This is a genomic window from Enterobacter sp. RHBSTW-00994, assembly GCF_013782625.1.
Classification (GTDB): domain Bacteria; phylum Pseudomonadota; class Gammaproteobacteria; order Enterobacterales; family Enterobacteriaceae; genus Enterobacter.
Genome location: NZ_CP056199.1, coordinates 2,618,627 through 2,633,705, shown reverse-complemented (window position 1 = coordinate 2,633,705; position 15,079 = coordinate 2,618,627). Strand labels below are relative to the sequence as shown.

Below are 15,079 nucleotides of genomic sequence, written 5' to 3'. Positions count from 1 at the left end.
CCATTTGTTTTTACAGAGGTGATGTAAGGTAGTATCCGTCTTTTACTTTTATATATTAGGTGAATGCAATGGATTACCTTCTTGATGACATCGATCGACAGATTCTGGCTTGCCTGGTAGAGGATGCCCGTATGTCGCTGAAAGTGTTAAGCAGCCGGGTTGGTCTGACTTCACCCAGTACAGCGGAACGCCTGAAAAGACTGGAAGAGCGGGGCGTGATACAAGGTTATAGCGCGCAAGTTAACCTTACGGCACTGGGCTATACCTTGCAGGCGTTGGTGCGTGTGCGGCCGTTGCCTGGACTATTACATAAAGTAGATCGATATATTCAGGCGATGCCTGAGTGTATTGAAAGTGACAAAGTGACTGGAGAGGATTGCTTTGTAATCAGGTTGGTTGTTCGTTCAATTGAGCAGCTTGATATGTTGCTGGATGGGCTGGCAGAGCATGCGCAATGCAATACGTCGATTGTGAAGAGTTCACCCGTAAAGCGCAGGTTGCCGCCGATGTAACCGCTTGTTGTACTGTTGGGTTTGTATGGAATATTGCCGGGCCATGATGGGAAAAGAGAGACGAATGTCGAAGCTTCTCATCCTCCCCTGCATTGGGGAAACACGAGACACAGTGCAATGAATTGATATAGAGCGATTTAGAAGTGATGGTGGTGGGGGAAGGATGACTCAGCGCGTTGCGCTTCGCCCTTCGGGTCGTTGCCTGCGGCAACGCTTTCTCGCTGCGCTCGAATCGAACCTTAGTCGAAGCTTCTCATCCTCCCCTGCATTGGGGAAACACGAGACACAGTGCAATGAATTGATATAGAGCGATTTAGAAGTGATGGTGGTGGGGGAAGGATGACTCAGCGCGTTGCGCTTCGCCCTTCGGGTCGTTGCCTGCGGCAACGCTTTCTCGCTGCGCTCGAATCGAACCTTAGTCGAAGCTTCTCATCCTTCCCTGCATTGGGGAAACATGGGACACAGTGCAATGAATTGATATAGAGCGATTTAGAAGTGATGGTGGTGGGGGAAGGATTCGAACCTTCGAAGTCGATGACGGCAGATTTACAGTCTGCTCCCTTTGGCCGCTCGGGAACCCCACCAGGGGTAATTCAGATTTTCAGATGATGCTTAGAGATGGTGGTGGGGGAAGGATTCGAACCTTCGAAGTCGATGACGGCAGATTTACAGTCTGCTCCCTTTGGCCGCTCGGGAACCCCACCACGGGGTAATGCTTTTTAACTGGCCTGCTTCCTGCTGGAAGCGGGGCGCATCATATCAAATGACACGCCCCTGTAAAGCGTTACCATGATAAAAATAAACTGGTTGCCTGATTTTTACACGCAAAGGCGCAAAGCTAACCAATTCATTTCTCAGTCGATTAAAGAATGATCGTTCTGTTGCCGTAGACGAAGACGCGCTGTGCCAGCACCTGATACAGCGCGCGGCTCAATACGTTTTTCTCAACATCACGTCCGGCACGCATCATATCTTCGGCGGTATAAGTGTGATCGACATGAATAACGTCCTGCATGATGATTGGGCCTTCATCAAGATTGTCATTAACATAGTGCGCCGTTGCGCCGATGATCTTCACGCCACGTTCGTAGGCCTGGTGATAAGGCCGTGCACCAATAAAGGCTGGCAGGAACGAATGGTGAATATTGATGATTTTATTTGGGAAACGGGACACAAAGGATGGCGTCAGGACACGCATATATTTTGCCAGTACAACATAGTCCGGATTATGCGCTTCAATCGCTTGTGCCATCAGATCATCATGCTCTTCACGGGTATGACCTTCATGGCTGACCAGTTCAAACGGGATATCAAAGCGTTCAACCAGCGTGCGCAACGTATCGTGATTACCGATAACGGCGGCAATTTCAACATCCAGACCACCGTAATTAGCTTTCATCAAAAGATCGCCCAGGCAGTGGGCCTCTTTGGTGACCAGAATAACCACGCGGCGGCGGCCTGCAGGAGTCAGTTCGCGAACAGATCCCTCGGGCAGCGCACTATCGAGATCGGCAAGCAGAGTATTGTCGTTGAAAATACCTTCAAGCTCCGTACGCATGAAAAAACGGCCAGTACGGTGGTCAACGAACTCATTGTTCTGCACGATATTCAGTTCATGCTTGTAACAAATATTGGTAATTCGTGCGATAAGCCCTTTCTGGTCAGGGCAGATTGTGCGCAGAACTTTACGTTGTAGTGATTGCATCGCCGGGAAATCCTGTTTGAGTATTTGCGAAGTCTATGTTGTCGGACGTTACTGCCCGCAACACTTTTTAAATTTTTTACCTGAACCGCACGGGCAGGGGTCATTACGACCAAATTGCGGACGCGTTCCGTCAATATAATACCACTGCCCGCTTTCCTTTAAGAACCGGGAGCGCTCGATGATGACTCCCGGTTTGTTCTGTTCAGTAAAACGCGCGACAAAACTGACATAACCTTCGGCATCATGACGGCCTTCCGCTGATTCAAAGAGGGTAAGACCTAGCCATTGCGTGTTGGCAAAACCGGCCTCAATCTCCTGGCGAAAATCCGCAGCATGGCAAGATGGATGCCAGCTCCTGATCAGGTAGTCTGCGTCTTTGATCACAAAAGCAGTATAACGTGAACGCATAAGGTGTGATGGGTCTGGAGCTACCTGCTCGCCAGAAAGATATCGCTGGCAACATAGGCTATACTCCAGAGCGCTACCACAAGGGCAGAGTTGAGACACAATTACTCTTCCTGGAACAAAAATAATGGCGTTTAAGCGCCTGGGTAGCACCATGTTAACTGAGCATTAGCGTTGACGCTATGTTGGGAATCCAGGGGAAGTAAAACAGGTCTAATGAGAAAGGTTAAAGTTGGTCTGGCGCTGGGCTCAGGTGCAGCCCGGGGATGGTCGCATATTGGCGTTATCAATGCCTTAAAAAAGTTAGGTATCGACGTTGATATCGTTGCAGGGTGTTCTATTGGTTCGCTGGTAGGGGCCGCATATGCCTGCGGAAAACTACCGGAGCTTGAAACATGGGTACGTTCCTTTAGTTACTGGGATGTGCTTCGGCTGATGGATCTCTCCTGGCAGCGCGGTGGCCTGTTACGCGGTGAACGCGTATTTAATCAATTCCGTCAGATTATGCCGCTTGATGACTTCAGCCATTGCCAAATGCCTTTCGGCGCGGTGGCGACAAACCTCAGTACGGGCAGAGAGTTGTGGTTTACCGAAGGGGATATTCACCTCGCTGTGCGTGCTTCCTGCAGTATGCCGGGTTTAATGGCTCCGGTCCCTCACAATGGCTACTGGTTAGTCGATGGTGGGGTGGTCAACCCAATTCCTATTTCTCTGACACGTGCCATGGGGGCGGATATTGTCATCGCTGTGGATCTCCAGCACGATGCTCACCTGATGCAACAAGATCTGATGCCCGTTAATCTGCAAAGTGATGAGGCTGAGAGTGAGAAACTGGCCTGGCATGAGCGCTTACGTGGACGAATTGGGCGTATAACCACGCGCCGTAGCGTGACCGCGCCGACCGCGATGGAAATTATGACGACCTCTATACAGGTGCTTGAAAATCGCCTGAAACGAAACCGTATGGCGGGAGACCCGCCAGACATTCTGATCCAACCGTACTGTCCGCAAATCGCAACGCTCGATTTTCATCGTGCGGAAGCAGCAATTACGGCAGGGGTGTTAGCTGTCGAAAAGAAAATGGATGAACTGTTACCGTTTGTGCGAATAGCAGATTAAACATCCTTTTTGATTACTTCAGCAAAGTCTGACAGGCGATAGTGCCGATCGCATGCCACTATGTAGTTATTGTCAGCCAGGGGAGGAACCATGACGCAACCATTGGCCGGAAAACAGATATTGATAGTGGAAGACGAACCCGTTTTCCGCTCGCTGCTGGACTCGTGGTTATCCTCGCTGGGCGCGGTTACCTCTCTGGCCGAGGATGGTGTCGACGCGCTGGAAAAAATGACAAACTTCATACCCGATCTGATGATTTGTGATATTGCGATGCCGAGGATGAATGGCCTAAAACTGGTTGAACATCTGCGCAATGAAGGCGATCAAACTCCCATTCTGGTGATCTCTGCGACCGAGAATATGGCGGACATCGCCAAAGCCTTGCGTCTGGGGGTGCAGGATATTTTGCTTAAACCCGTTAAAGATCTGAGCCGATTGCGGGAAACCGTGTTGGCGTGCCTGTACCCCAATATGTTTAATTCTCGTGTCGAGGAAGAAGAGCGTCTTTTTCAGGACTGGGATGCGTTAGTCAGTAATCCGGCGGCTGCCGCAAAATTGTTACAAGAGCTTCAGCCACCAGTGCAACAACAGATTTCGCATTGCCGAATAAATTACCGGCAACTGGTCGCTGCGGATCAATCTGGACTGGTGCTGGATATTGCGCCTTTATCTGATACCGATCTTGCATTTTATTGTCTGGATGTGACGCGTGCGGGTGATAACGGTGTATTAGCGGCGTTATTACTCCGGGCGCTTTTTAATGGACTATTGCAGGAACAGCTATCGCACCAGGGTCAACGACTTCCTGAGTTGGGGAGTTTACTTAAACAGGTTAATCAGCTTTTTCGCCAGGCAAATCTGCCGGGGCAATTTCCGCTGCTGGTTGGTTATTATCACAGCGGTTTAAAAAACCTCATCCTCGTGTCTGCTGGTTTAAATGCTTCACTGAATACAGGGGAACACCATATACAGGTGAGTAATGGAGTGCCGTTAGGGACAATGGGTACGGCATATCTTAATCAAATAAGCCATCGTTGTGCCTCCTGGCAGTGCCAAATTTGGGGGGCGGGAGGGCGGTTACGCTTAATGTTGTCCACGGAATAAGCAGTTGAGATTTATTCTTCAGATTGCTTTTCCTGTGTTTTACAGGCAGTGCTACTATCACTGCCAGTTTCATACGTATTTATCCTAATTGATCGGCAACGCGTCCTTTTCAGACCCTGACTGTATGATGAGGCTGATATACTCAACGCGTTATTTATTGCATAAAAGTTCAAAACTTGAACAGCTCAGGAGAATTTCAATGGCTGCCCTAAATTCGAAAGTCAGAAAGGCCGTTATCCCGGTCGCGGGATTGGGAACCAGGATGCTGCCGGCAACAAAGGCAATCCCTAAAGAGATGCTGCCTTTGGTTGATAAGCCATTAATCCAGTATGTCGTCAATGAATGTATCGCCGCAGGCATTACCGAAATTGTGCTGGTGACACATTCATCCAAAAATTCTATCGAAAACCATTTCGATACCAGTTTTGAACTTGAAGCGATGCTGGAAAAACGTGTTAAGCGCCAACTGTTAGCCGAAGTTCAGTCTATTTGTCCTCCGCACGTTACCATTATGCAGGTACGTCAGGGGCTGGCTAAAGGTCTTGGCCACGCGGTATTGTGCGCGCACCCGGTTGTGGGTGATGAGCCTGTCGCGGTTATTCTGCCCGATGTTATCCTGGATGAGTTTGAGTCGGATCTGTCCCAGGACAACCTGGCTGATATGATTAGACGCTTTGATGAAACCGGCAGCAGCCAGATCATGGTTGAGCCTGTTGAAGATGTGACGGCTTACGGTGTTGTCGACTGCAAGGGCGTTAGCCTGAGTGCTGGCGAGAGCGTCCCAATGGTTGGGGTTGTTGAAAAACCGAAAGCCGACGTAGCGCCTTCAAATCTGGCTGTTGTGGGGCGTTATGTTCTGAGTGCTGAGATTTGGCCTCTGCTGGCGAAAACGCCTCCAGGAGCAGGTGATGAAATCCAATTGACCGATGCAATTGATATGCTGATCGAGAAAGAAACCGTCGAAGCCTATCATATGAAAGGTAAGAGTCACGATTGCGGCAATAAGCTTGGTTATATGCAGGCATTTGTTGAATACGGCATTCGCCACAATACCCTGGGTGAAGAATTTAAAGCCTGGTTGAAAGAAACGATGGGTATTACAAAATAATCTGTTGTTCAAACTGACATGACCGGTGTGGCATTGCCCACCGGTTTTTTTATGCCCACAACGACACATTATGATAAGCCAGAATGGTTTTGTCAGTTCCGGTAAATAGCTGTTTGTCGCAATATGGCTGAGTGTAAGAGGATGTTCAGTATAAATTGCAGACACAAAAAATCCCGCATTTAGCGGGATTTTTTAGAATCTATAATGATTAATCCTTGATCAGGAAATCATCCAGCTGTTTACCTTGCTCATCCATGGCTTTCTTGATAACAGCAGGAGTACGTCCCTGGCCAGTCCAGGTTTTAGTTTCGCCGTTCTCGTCAACGTAGCTATATTTAGCCGGACGAGCTGCACGTTTTGCTTTAGTGCCGGTTTTAGCTGCAGCCATGCTGTTCAGCAATTCATTTGGATCGATACCATCAGCAATCAGCATTTCGCGATATTGCTGCAGTTTACGAGTGCGTTCTTCGATTTCAGCTGCAGCAGCGCTTTCTTCTTCACGACGTTCATTAACTACAACTTCTAATTTTTCCAGCATTTCTTCAAGCGTTTCAAGGGTACATTCTCTCGCCTGCGCACGAAGAGTACGGATGTTGTTCAGAATTTTAAGTGCTTCGCTCATTGTAGTAATCTCAAACTTATAATGGGGGGTGGTTTGTTGAAGTAATAATAGAGCGATAAATTGAGTTGTGCAATAGGTGAGAATGTAAGGAATTCAAAAAATACTGAATATTGGGCGCTATTATTAATTACGCTAACTTAAATTTCGATGGCTGTCTGGTCTGCACGTTATCACGCCAGGCGGTATAAACCTGTTGGCAGTATGTTTTTGTGACAACTCCCTCACGAATTATAGTTGCGTAGGATAAATATCAGCCTTTTGTATTACCTTGTTGGAGGGGATGAAAGTCAGAAATAGTTAATAAATAGTGAATTTTAATAGCCCTGAAATCCAGTATAAAAAGGAGTGTTATGTTTGGCTATGGACTTTCCCTTTTTGGGGCATCAAACGAGTTTACTGCATGTTTTAACGCATTATTTTCTGATGTGGATTGAACCCAGGATAACCATATGTCGCAGAGTATGTGCTGTCTGTCGCGGATAGCGAGACAAAATATGGTACAATGAATCATTGGGAATATTACACATTGATTAGGGTTTTACGGCCAATGGCACAACTTTATTTCTACTATTCGGCAATGAATGCAGGGAAATCTACGGCGTTACTGCAGTCCTCTTACAATTATCAGGAAAGGGGCATGCGTAGTGTCGTATACACTGCTGAGATTGATGACCGCTTTGGCGCAGGTAAAGTGAGTTCGCGAATAGGTCTGTCATCGCCTGCAAAGCTGTATAACCCGCAAACCGACCTGTTCGAGGATATACGTGCAGAGCATGCTTCCCGGCCTGTACACTGCGTTCTGGTGGATGAAAGCCAGTTCCTGACGCGCCAACAGGTCCGTGCACTTTCTGACGTCGTCGATGATCTCGACATTCCTGTATTGTGTTACGGATTACGCACGGATTTTCGTGGCGAATTATTTGCCGGGAGTCAGTATTTGCTTGCGTGGTCGGATAAACTCGTCGAACTAAAAACGATTTGTTACTGCGGCCGTAAAGCCAGCATGGTGCTTCGTCTCGATCAATCAGGTAAGCCGTATGCGGATGGTGAACAAGTCGTTATAGGCGGAAATGAGCGGTATGTTTCTGTATGTCGTAAGCACTACAAAGAAGCGTTAGCTGTGGGGTCGTTGACGGCAATTCAGGACCATAATCGCTGTTAATTCGATACTGATATTTAATTGAATTCTGAACGCAGATATAAAAAAACCCGCCATTTGGCGGGTTTTTATTAGGCTGTCAATTAAGCGCTTTTCTTCGCTTTTTTGTCAGTTTTTGCTGCAGGTGCTTCAACTTTAGCAGCGACAACGTCGTTTTCTTTAAACTCACGACCGTAGTAGGTATCCAGCAGAATCTGTTTCAGCTCGGAGATCAGTGGGTAGCGCGGGTTAGCACCAGTACACTGGTCATCGAAGGCATCTTCAGACAGCTTATCTACGTGAGCAAGGAAGTCTGCTTCCTGAACGCCTGCTTCGCGGATAGATTTAGGAATACCCAGTTCAGCTTTGATGCTGTCCAGCCATGCCAGCAATTTCTCGATTTTAGCAGCAGTACGGTCGCCCGCAGCGCTCAGACCCAGATGGTCTGCGATTTCAGCATAACGACGACGTGCCTGAGGGCGGTCATACTGGCTGAATGCAGTCTGCTTAGTTGGGTTGTCGTTGGCGTTATAACGGATAACGTTGCTGATCAACAGGGCGTTCGCCAGACCGTGAGGAATGTGGAACTGTGAACCCAGTTTGTGTGCCATAGAGTGGCAAACACCCAGGAATGCGTTAGCAAACGCGATACCTGCGATAGTTGCAGCACTGTGTACACGCTCACGCGCTACCGGGTTTTTAGCCCCTTCGTTATAAGACGCTGGCAGGTTTTCTTTCAGCAGTTTCAGTGCCTGCAGAGCCTGACCATCAGAGAATTCAGAAGCCAGGACGGAAACATACGCTTCAAGAGCATGAGTTACAGCATCCAGACCACCGAACGCACACAGCGATTTCGGCATATCCATCACCAGGTTGGCATCAACGATTGCCATATCTGGAGTCAGCGCATAGTCAGCCAGTGGGTATTTCTGACCTGTTGCATCGTCAGTTACAACCGCAAACGGTGTAACTTCTGAACCTGTACCGGAAGTGGTGGTCACTGCGATCATTTTCGCTTTTACACCCATTTTCGGGAACTTGTAGATACGTTTACGGATGTCCATAAAGCGCAGTGCCAGTTCTTCGAAGTGGGTTTCTGGGTGTTCGTACATGACCCACATGATTTTGGCTGCATCCATTGGGGAACCGCCACCCAGTGCGATGATCACATCCGGTTTGAAGGAGTTCGCCAGTTCAGCACCTTTACGTACAACCGTCAGCGTTGGGTCAGCTTCAACTTCGAAGAATACTTCGGTTTCCACACCAGCAGCTTTCAGAACTGAGGTGATCTGGTCTGCGTAGCCGTTGTTGAACAGGAAGCGGTCAGTCACGATGAGCGCACGTTTGTGGCCATCAGTAATCACTTCATCCAGCGCGATTGGCAGTGAGCCACGGCGGAAGTAGATAGATTTCGGAAGTTTGTGCCACAACATGTTTTCAGCTCGCTTAGCAACGGTTTTCTTGTTGATCAGGTGTTTAGGACCAACGTTTTCAGAGATGGAGTTACCACCCCATGAACCACAACCCAGAGTCAGGGAAGGTGCGAGTTTAAAGTTGTACAGGTCACCGATACCACCCTGAGACGCTGGGGTGTTAATCAGAATACGTGCGGTTTTCATCATCTGACCGAAATGAGCAACGCGTTCTGGCTGGTTGTCCTGGTCAGTGTACAGGCAAGAGGTGTGACCGATACCGCCCATCGCAACCAATTTTTCTGCTTTTACCACTGCATCTTCGAAATCTTTTGCACGGTACATTGCGAGAGTAGGGGACAGTTTTTCGTGAGCGAATGGTTCGCTCTCATCCACAACTTTCACTTCACCGATCAGGATTTTAGTTGTAGCAGGAACGGTAAAGCCGGCGAGCTCAGCGATTTTATACGCAGGCTGACCAACGATAGCGGCGTTCAATGCGCCATTTTTCAGGATGATGTCCTGAACGGCTTTCAGCTCTTTGCCCTGCAGCATGTAACCGCCGTGGCTTGCAAAGCGCTCACGTACTGCATCATATACGGAATCAACAACAACCACTGACTGCTCAGAAGCACAGATAACGCCGTTATCGAAGGTTTTAGACATCAGAACAGAAGCAACAGCGCGTTTGATATCAGCGGTTTCATCAATAACAACTGGGGTATTACCTGCGCCTACGCCGATGGCTGGTTTGCCGGAGCTGTATGCTGCTTTAACCATGCCAGGACCACCGGTCGCCAGGATCAGGTTAATGTCAGGGTGATGCATCAGTGCGTTGGACAATTCAACAGAAGGTTGATCAATCCAGCCAATCAGATCTTTTGGTGCACCAGCTGCGATAGCAGCCTGCAGAACGATATCTGCTGCTTTGTTGGTTGCATCTTTAGCTCGTGGGTGCGGGGAGAAGATGATTGCGTTACGGGTTTTAAGGCTGATCAGCGATTTGAAGATAGCGGTAGAGGTTGGGTTGGTGGTCGGAACGATACCGCAGATAATGCCGATAGGTTCTGCAATGGTGATTGTCCCGAAGGTGTCGTCTTCAGACAAAACGCCACAGGTTTTCTCATCTTTATAGGCGTTGTAGATATACTCAGAAGCAAAGTGGTTTTTGATCACTTTATCTTCAACGATACCCATGCCGGATTCGGCAACGGCCATTTTAGCGAGAGGGATTCGAGCATCTGCAGCAGCCAGAGCGGCCGCGCGGAAGATTTTATCAACCTGTTCTTGGGTGAAATTGGCATATTCACGCTGGGCTTTTTTGACGCGCTCGACGAGTGCGTTCAGTTCAGCGATGTTGGTAACAGCCATAATGCTCTCCTGATAATGTTAAACTCTTTTAGTAAACCAGCGCTCAATAACGACAACAGTATAGTCAGAGTCGATTACCCTTGCGTAACACACATTAAAACAACGGGTTACTTTTCGTGCTTGTACACTAATTTACTAAAAGAGCCTGACCTTAGCATCATACCTTTTTGATGGTGATCTCCCTGGCGGCGTAATCAAGATTACTCACTTCTGAGTACGAAAATCATGATCTGCGTCAATTTCTCCCCAAGCTGATACCATTCAGCAGCGTTATTTCTTTGAGATTTTTCCAGTGTTAAATAATTAAGTAAGTATTGGAAGTGGCGCTATCATAGATACCACAAAAACTTAACATAGTGAAATGATAGCGTTTTGACATAGATTTCTGGTGAAGTGTGCTGATAAAAAGCGTATCTTCAGCGCGGTTTTATCATGACACAATTTATGTCCCTGGCCATGTGCATAGGCGGAGCTTAACGTGATTCAAACGCTCTTTGATTTCCCTACATATTTTAAGTTCTTTATTGGTCTGTTTGCACTGGTTAACCCAGTAGGCATCATTCCAGTCTTCATTAGTATGACCAGTTACCAGACAGCCGCTGCCAGGAATAAAACCAACCTGACGGCAAATCTGTCTGTGGGCATCATTTTGTTGACCTCTCTTTATCTTGGCGATGCGATTTTACAGATTTTCGGTATTTCAATTGATTCGTTTCGCATTGCTGGTGGGATCCTTGTCGTCACCATTGCGATGTCAATGATCAGCGGTAAGTTGGGTGAGGATAAGCAAAACAAGCAAGAGAAGTCAGAGACTGCGATTCGCGAAAGTATCGGGGTGGTCCCTTTAGCACTGCCACTGATGGCCGGTCCAGGGGCGATCAGTTCTACCATTGTATGGGGCACGCGATACCACAATCTGATGCATCTTATTGGGTTCTCCGTAGCGATTGCGCTTTTTGCATTGTGCTGTTGGGGTGTTTTCCGCATTGCTCCCTGGCTTGTTCGTTTGCTTGGGCAAACAGGTATTAACGTGATAACTCGTATCATGGGGCTGTTATTGATGGCTCTGGGGATCGAATTCATCGTCACCGGCATTAAAAGCATTTTCCCCGGGTTATTACACTGAACATTTCATTCGAAAGAACGGAGCCTGTGGCTCCGTTTTTTTACGTGATTATCAGCAAATCATATAAATAAAGTTGAAATGCACACAAGCCATAATAAATTCTACTAATAATGTCTTTTACTTAAATTTCAATGAGTTAATATTTTGGGTGTCGTTGGCCTGCACAGAAACCATGCAAACGGTCTGTTATTTTACTCACATGATACTCTGGGGCTTGCTGAGCGATAACCGAAATGATATTAGTAATTTCAACGTTCCGTTAGAAGAATGTGCTAAATAATAACCAGTTGTTAAATTTTCGTACAAAACCAGTCAATGATAGCGCAGCGACGCGCTTATAGGGATTTTTGTCTCTATCACATTGAATACCATAGGTTTCAATTGGTATCAGATGTGCGGCAAGGCTGCCCCCATAGAAACGACGATCGTCGTAAAAGAGAATTGCTTAACAAATTTGCAAAATGTATTGGCGCGAGATTACGCCATTTGATACTTTCCGGCCTTATATTTTGCGGCATTAAACAAGTAGATGAGAATTATTTTCATATAGAACTTGTCCCGAATATCCAGCACACGTCTCAAACAGGGGAGGCGTGTCAAGAATCGACGCAAGACGGCCATACGAGCGGTCAGTAATAATGAAGTCGGTGATAGCAAGAAGTAAAAAAAGAACCTGACAGCAGCAAAAAAAACTCCTGCGCTGTACAGGCCCCAACAGGGGATTACACAGCTGGCAAACGCCAGTAATTATAATGAGTGGAGTATCAACACAATGTCCATCATCACAAAAAAAAGTCTGATTGCCGCGGGAATTTTTACTGCGCTAATCGCGGGTAATATGGCAATGGCAGCCGATGTTCCTGCTGGCGTTACGCTGGCAGAAAAGCAAACCATGATTCGTAACAATGGCGCTGAACCGCAGTCGCTGGATCCAAACAAAATTGAAGGTGTTCCTGAAGCAAACATCAGCCGTGACCTGTTCGAAGGCCTGCTGATTACCTCTACCAAAGATGGTCACCCGATTCCAGGTGTTGCTGAAAGCTGGGATAACAAAGACTTCAAAGTATGGACATTCCACCTGCGTAAAGACGCAAAATGGTCCAACGGTGAACCTGTTACCGCACAAGATTTCGTTTATAGCTGGCAACGTCTGGTTGACCCAAAAACGGCTTCGCCTTACGCCAGCTATCCGCAGTACGGTCATATTCTGAACGTTGATGAAATTATCGACGGTAAAAAAGCGCCGTCAGAACTTGGCGTCAAAGCAATTGATGACCACACTCTGGAAGTCACGCTGAGCGAGCCTGTTCCGTATTTCTACAAATTGCTGGTTAACCCGGCAATGTCTCCGGTTAACAAAACCGCCATCGAAAAATTCGGTGAGAAGTGGACTCAGCCAGCGAATATCGTGACTAACGGTGCATATAAGCTGACTGACTGGGTTGTTAACGAACGTATCGTAATGGCGCGTAACACCAATTACTGGGATAACGCGAAAACTGTCGTAGACCAGATTACTTATCTGCCGATCTCCTCTGAAGTGACAGATGTAAACCGCTACCGCAGCGGTGAGATCGACATGACCTATAACAACCTGCCGATCGAACTCTTCCAGAAACTGAAGAAAGAGATCCCAACCGAAGTGCACGTCGACCCGTATCTGTGTACTTATTACTATGAAATCAACAACCAGAAAGCACCATTCACCGATGCACGCGTTCGTACTGCGCTGAAACTGGGTCTGGATCGCGATATCATCGTAAACAAAGTGAAAGCGCAAGGCGACCTGCCAGCATTCGGCTACACCCCGCCATATGCAGATGGTGCGAAACTGACCAAACCAGAGTGGTTCACCTGGACTCAGGAAAAACGTAACGAAGAAGCGAAAAAACTGCTGGCTGAAGCAGGCTACACAGCGGATAAACCACTGACCTTCAACCTGCTTTACAACACTTCTGACCTGCACAAAAAACTGGCTATCGCTGCCGCTTCTATCTGGAAGAAAAATCTGGGTGTGGACGTGAAACTGGTGAACCAGGAGTGGAAAACCTTCCTGGATACTCGTCATCAGGGAACTTATGACGTGGCGCGTGCCGGCTGGTGTGCTGACTACAACGAACCAACCTCCTTCCTGAATACCATGCTGTCAGACAGCTCAATGAACACTGCGCATTATAAGAGCCCGGCGTTCGATGCGATCATGAAAGAGTCGCTGAAAGCCACTGATGAAGCACAACGCTCCGCACTGTATGACAAAGCAGAACAACAGTTAGGCAAAGATTCTGCAATTGTACCGGTCTATTACTATGTTAACGCCCGCCTGGTGAAACCATGGGTTGGCGGTTATACCGGTAAAGATCCGATGGACAACATCTATACTAAAGATCTGTACATCATTAAGCATTAATGGCAATCCGTGGGGCAAAGTCATTTGCCCCACTGTGTCTTAATTCATCGCACTATATACACATTATTTTTCTGGTTCGCCTGAATAAGAATGTGTAAAAGGCACACGCCAGAAGGTACGGGCAATGTTGAAATTTATCCTACGTCGCTGTCTTGAAGCGATTCCGACGCTCTTTATTCTTATTACCATTTCGTTCTTCATGATGCGTCTTGCGCCAGGTAGTCCATTTACCAGTGAGCGTACGTTGCCGCCAGAAGTTATGGCCAACATCGAAGCGAAATATCACTTAAACGATCCAATCTCTACGCAGTACTTCAATTATCTGAAGCAACTTGCGCATGGCGATTTTGGACCGTCATTCAAATATAAAGACTATTCCGTTAACGACCTGGTGGCATCAAGCTTCCCGGTATCCGCTAAATTAGGTGCTGCGGCATTCTTCCTGGCTGTCGTTCTCGGTGTCGCTGCGGGCGTTATCGCTGCGCTTAAACAAAATACCAAATGGGATTATGCCGTGATGGGGGTCGCAATGACCGGGGTGGTTATACCCAGTTTCGTTGTCGCGCCATTGCTGGTGATGATATTTGCCATCACGCTGAAATGGCTGCCGGGAGGCGGCTGGAACGGCGGGGCATTGAAGTTCATGATTTTGCCCATGGTGGCATTATCGCTGGCGTATATCGCCAGTATTGCGCGTATCACGCGCGGTTCGATGATTGAAGTACTGCACTCCAACTTCATCCGTACTGCTCGCGCGAAAGGGCTGCCGATGCGCCGGATTATTTTCCGTCATGCTCTCAAGCCAGCACTGTTACCTGTACTGTCCTATATGGGACCGGCTTTCGTCGGTATCATTACAGGCTCTATGGTTATCGAAACAATCTATGGTTTGCCAGGAATTGGTCAACTGTTTGTCAACGGCGCGCTCAACCGCGATTATTCGCTGGTGCTGAGCCTTACCATTCTTGTGGGTGCGCTGACCATTCTCTTTAACGCGATTGTCGATGTGCTCTATGCCGTTATCGACCCGAAAATTCGTTACTAACTGGA

At 47.7% G+C, this 15,079-nt stretch carries 12 protein-coding genes, 2 tRNA genes and 2 other RNA genes; 8 read left to right on the top strand and 8 right to left on the bottom strand.

The annotated features are described in order from the left end of the window. Positions 1-68: 68 nt before the first annotated feature. Entirely contained in the window at positions 69-512 is a 444-nt protein-coding gene (locus tag HV346_RS12655; protein WP_181619692.1) for an Lrp/AsnC family transcriptional regulator, read from the top strand. A 147-nt stretch (positions 513-659) separates the two neighbouring features. Here HV346_RS12655 and HV346_RS12650 read toward each other — a convergent pair. The 6 genes from HV346_RS12650 to HV346_RS12625 form a co-directional block, all read right to left on the bottom strand. After that, a non-coding RNA gene (locus HV346_RS12650) (RtT sRNA) lies at positions 660-790 on the bottom strand. Between the two features lie 45 nt (positions 791-835). Then, positions 836-966, bottom strand: a non-coding RNA gene (locus HV346_RS12645) — RtT sRNA. 45 nt (positions 967-1,011) lie between these two features. After that, positions 1,012-1,096: transfer RNA gene (locus tag HV346_RS12640), tRNA-Tyr, on the bottom strand. Between the two features lie 35 nt (positions 1,097-1,131). Next, positions 1,132-1,216, bottom strand: a tRNA-Tyr gene (locus HV346_RS12635). Positions 1,217-1,374: 158 nt separating this feature from the next. Beyond that, positions 1,375-2,217 carry a formyltetrahydrofolate deformylase gene (gene purU, locus HV346_RS12630; protein WP_181619691.1) on the bottom strand — a complete coding sequence of 281 codons (843 nt, stop codon included), beginning with the start codon at positions 2,215-2,217 and terminating at the stop codon, positions 1,375-1,377. Between the two features lie 48 nt (positions 2,218-2,265). Next, positions 2,266-2,724 carry a YchJ family protein gene (locus HV346_RS12625; protein WP_181619690.1) on the bottom strand — a complete coding sequence of 153 codons (459 nt, stop codon included), beginning with the start codon at positions 2,722-2,724 and terminating at the stop codon, positions 2,266-2,268. Positions 2,725-2,838: 114 nt separating this feature from the next. Here HV346_RS12625 and rssA point away from each other — a divergent pair, with 114 nt between their 5' ends. The 3 genes from rssA (at position 2,839) to galU (ending at position 5,953) form a co-directional block, all read left to right on the top strand. Further along, complete coding sequence (rssA, locus tag HV346_RS12620) at positions 2,839-3,741, top strand: patatin-like phospholipase RssA (protein ID WP_181619689.1); 903 nt, start codon at positions 2,839-2,841, stop codon at positions 3,739-3,741. Between the two features lie 90 nt (positions 3,742-3,831). Beyond that, positions 3,832-4,845, top strand: a complete 1,014-nt coding sequence (gene rssB / locus HV346_RS12615; protein ID WP_181619688.1) for a two-component system response regulator RssB — start codon at positions 3,832-3,834, stop codon at positions 4,843-4,845. Between the two features lie 199 nt (positions 4,846-5,044). After that, positions 5,045-5,953, top strand: a complete 909-nt coding sequence (gene galU, locus HV346_RS12610; protein WP_181619687.1) for a UTP--glucose-1-phosphate uridylyltransferase GalU — start codon at positions 5,045-5,047, stop codon at positions 5,951-5,953. A gap of 208 nt (positions 5,954-6,161) precedes the next feature. Here galU and hns read toward each other — a convergent pair whose 3' ends face one another. Beyond that, a complete protein-coding gene (gene hns / locus HV346_RS12605; RefSeq protein WP_008502781.1) occupies positions 6,162-6,575 on the bottom strand; it encodes a histone-like nucleoid-structuring protein H-NS in 414 nt (137 codons plus the stop codon). A gap of 547 nt (positions 6,576-7,122) precedes the next feature. Between hns and tdk the strand changes: the two genes are divergently transcribed. Continuing rightward, positions 7,123-7,737 (top strand): thymidine kinase, encoded by a 615-nt coding sequence (gene tdk / locus HV346_RS12600; protein WP_181619686.1) that lies wholly within the window; start codon positions 7,123-7,125, stop codon positions 7,735-7,737. An 80-nt stretch (positions 7,738-7,817) separates the two neighbouring features. Here tdk and adhE read toward each other — a convergent pair whose 3' ends face one another. Beyond that, on the bottom strand, positions 7,818-10,496 hold the full coding sequence (adhE, locus tag HV346_RS12595; RefSeq protein WP_181619685.1) for a bifunctional acetaldehyde-CoA/alcohol dehydrogenase: 2,679 nt from the start codon (positions 10,494-10,496) through the stop codon (positions 7,818-7,820). 478 nt (positions 10,497-10,974) lie between these two features. Here adhE and HV346_RS12590 point away from each other — a divergent pair, with 478 nt between their 5' ends. From HV346_RS12590 to oppB, 3 genes are all read left to right on the top strand, one after another. Then, on the top strand, positions 10,975-11,622 hold the full coding sequence (locus tag HV346_RS12590; RefSeq protein WP_181619684.1) for a YchE family NAAT transporter: 648 nt from the start codon (positions 10,975-10,977) through the stop codon (positions 11,620-11,622). A 772-nt stretch (positions 11,623-12,394) separates the two neighbouring features. Next, positions 12,395-14,029, top strand: a complete 1,635-nt coding sequence (oppA, locus tag HV346_RS12585; RefSeq protein WP_181619683.1) for an oligopeptide ABC transporter substrate-binding protein OppA — start codon at positions 12,395-12,397, stop codon at positions 14,027-14,029. Positions 14,030-14,153: 124 nt separating this feature from the next. Further along, a complete protein-coding gene (oppB, locus tag HV346_RS12580; protein ID WP_181619682.1) occupies positions 14,154-15,074 on the top strand; it encodes an oligopeptide ABC transporter permease OppB in 921 nt (306 codons plus the stop codon). Positions 15,075-15,079: the final 5 nt, after the last annotated feature.

Bases quoted from the DNA above. Each gene is read 5' to 3' on its own strand.
- oppB (WP_181619682.1), top strand. From the start codon at position 14,154: ATGTTGAAATTTATCCTACGTCGCTGTCTTGAAGCGATTCCGACGCTC.
- purU (WP_181619691.1), bottom strand. From the start codon at position 2,217: ATGCAATCACTACAACGTAAAGTTCTGCGCACAATCTGCCCTGACCAG.
- HV346_RS12655 (WP_181619692.1), top strand. From the start codon at position 69: ATGGATTACCTTCTTGATGACATCGATCGACAGATTCTGGCTTGCCTG.
- hns (WP_008502781.1), bottom strand. From the start codon at position 6,575: ATGAGCGAAGCACTTAAAATTCTGAACAACATCCGTACTCTTCGTGCG.
- tdk (WP_181619686.1), top strand. From the start codon at position 7,123: ATGGCACAACTTTATTTCTACTATTCGGCAATGAATGCAGGGAAATCT.
- galU (WP_181619687.1), top strand. From the start codon at position 5,045: ATGGCTGCCCTAAATTCGAAAGTCAGAAAGGCCGTTATCCCGGTCGCG.
- rssB (WP_181619688.1), top strand. From the start codon at position 3,832: ATGACGCAACCATTGGCCGGAAAACAGATATTGATAGTGGAAGACGAA.
- rssA (WP_181619689.1), top strand. From the start codon at position 2,839: ATGAGAAAGGTTAAAGTTGGTCTGGCGCTGGGCTCAGGTGCAGCCCGG.
- oppA (WP_181619683.1), top strand. From the start codon at position 12,395: ATGTCCATCATCACAAAAAAAAGTCTGATTGCCGCGGGAATTTTTACT.
- adhE (WP_181619685.1), bottom strand. From the start codon at position 10,496: ATGGCTGTTACCAACATCGCTGAACTGAACGCACTCGTCGAGCGCGTC.